We start from the raw sequence: 1,753 nt of genomic DNA on the forward strand, positions 1-1,753 counted from the left end.
CTCCTTCTTCTTTTTTTTTTTTTTTTTTTTTTTCTCCTTCTCCCTCCTATCTCTCCTCTTAATGCTTCGTCTTCAGCGTCATTTTTGTATAATCGGCCTTCATTAGCGTTTTCATGAAGGCGTTTAGTTCTGACTTCTTCTGTGCTTCTGAAAGGCGATTTACCAGCGCAGCCGTTCTGAAGAAACGAACCACCTTGTTCTGTTTGCACGCTTCTAAACCGATTGCCTGAGCAAGGTGAGTTTTTCCAGTACCAACATTTCCATACAGAATCAAATTCTTCTTCTCGTCTACGAAAGATGCTTTCTTCAGTTCTTCTGGACTTAAATCTTGAGGTAGTCGTATCTCTTCGAACGAGAAGTCTTCGAATGTCTTCAGTGCATAGAAGCCCGCCTGTTTTACCAGGCGGTTCTTCCTTGAGGTCTCACGGTTATCCAGAGCAATCCGTAGTATCTTCATAAGGTATTCCTGGTTGTTGTCCGCTTCTACCTCTTCAAATACATCCACTATCTTCCTTCCAAGGCGTAGCTTCTTACAACAGTATGCAATCTGGTCTTTCATGATTGGCTACTCCTTCCCAGGAATAGATCGTAGTCAAGTGCTTTGTTCTTAAGAGGCGGGAGTTCTGGTATGTCACTCGGGAGTAAAACAGGACTGAACTCGAAGCTTTCCGTGTTGAGCCGCCGGAATATAGCGAGAACACTATCGCTGTCTTTTGTCCCTCTCTCTAGAGCTACAAGGAAGGCTTCTACTGCACTCGAAAAGCCTGTATCTTCGCTCAGCTCTGCAAGGATCTTGAGAGTCTCTTTCTTGCTTGAACGATCACTCTGGTCAAGAAACTCTTGTAGTGGAGAAGGAAACAGTTCGTATATACCCGTGTATTTCAATGCTGCCGGTCTCCTGGACAACTGGATGAGATAAGGTATCCAGTTCATGGATTCTCTCTTCATCTGTCCATACTGTCTGGGATGAGTGATTATCTCTTTGTAGTCCCTGTCCATTACGATAACTTCATGAGCGGTCAGTCTTGCCCATATCTCGGTCTTTGCATATTTTGGAGCGCTTGAATAGGTATGCCTTCCTTTCTCAAGAGTGAACTTCGCGTGAGCATCTGTGCGAACGGCCAAGAGGATCGACTCATCGTACTTACTTTGCGCAAGAGTTAGAAGCTTTGTCCTGTCTTCTTCAAATCGCTCTCTTATCATGCCAGGCTTCGAATAGTGCGGTCTTTCCATATCATGATCACATCGAACCAGGAGCTCTTTGTTGAAGGCCATAAGGTCACTTATCTCTGGAACAGGAACTAGCAGGTTTCTCCTATGGTATCCCACTTTACTTTCGACGCTGCCTTTCTCATTCCCGCTCTGAGGATTACAAAAGACTGCTTCGAATCCATAGTGATTCTTGAATCTGAGAAAGTGTTCTGAAAGGACCCGGTCTCCTCCCTTCAATATCTTGCTGACCATGGATGAGGCGTTGTCAAACCATATTCGGTTGGGAACACCCCCTATGTGATTGAAGACATTCATGAGCCCTTCCATTAGGCATTGCTGGTTTTCTCCCTTGAAAAGTTGAAGATATCCCCCGTTGCTGTAGGGAAAGGAGACATTTAGAGTATATCCGTGACAGCGAACACCGTTTTCTATAAAGTCAGCTTCACCAAAGTCTACCTGTGCTTCACCGGGTTTGTGTTCCAAAGCGAAGTAAAACTCCTTGTTCTGTCCATAAAGTTCTTTTCTCTTCTGTGCCATGTAT

The 1,753-nt window shown here is 44.6% G+C and carries 2 protein-coding genes; both read right to left on the bottom strand.

Features of this window, described 5'->3' with window-relative positions; all coding sequences use genetic code 11:
- Nucleotides 1–58: 58 nt before the first annotated feature.
- Nucleotides 59–559: an ATP-binding protein gene (locus tag Q502_RS02105; RefSeq protein ID WP_258553697.1), complete on the bottom strand. Its 501-nt coding sequence runs from the start codon at nucleotides 557–559 to the stop codon at nucleotides 59–61.
- On the bottom strand, nucleotides 556–1,753 hold a 1,198-nt coding region (gene istA, locus Q502_RS02110; RefSeq protein WP_102819178.1), incomplete at its 5' end, for an IS21 family transposase. The genes Q502_RS02105 and istA, both read right to left, overlap by 4 nt.

Origin of the sequence: Mesotoga sp. Brook.08.YT.4.2.5.2. (assembly GCF_003351125.1) — a bacterium.
GTDB lineage: Bacteria > Thermotogota > Thermotogae > Petrotogales > Kosmotogaceae > Mesotoga.

What these genes read in the sequence shown, in the direction of transcription:
- Q502_RS02105 (WP_258553697.1), bottom strand. Translation starts at nt 559, where the DNA reads ATGAAAGACCAGATTGCATACTGTTGTAAGAAGCTACGCCTTGGAAGG.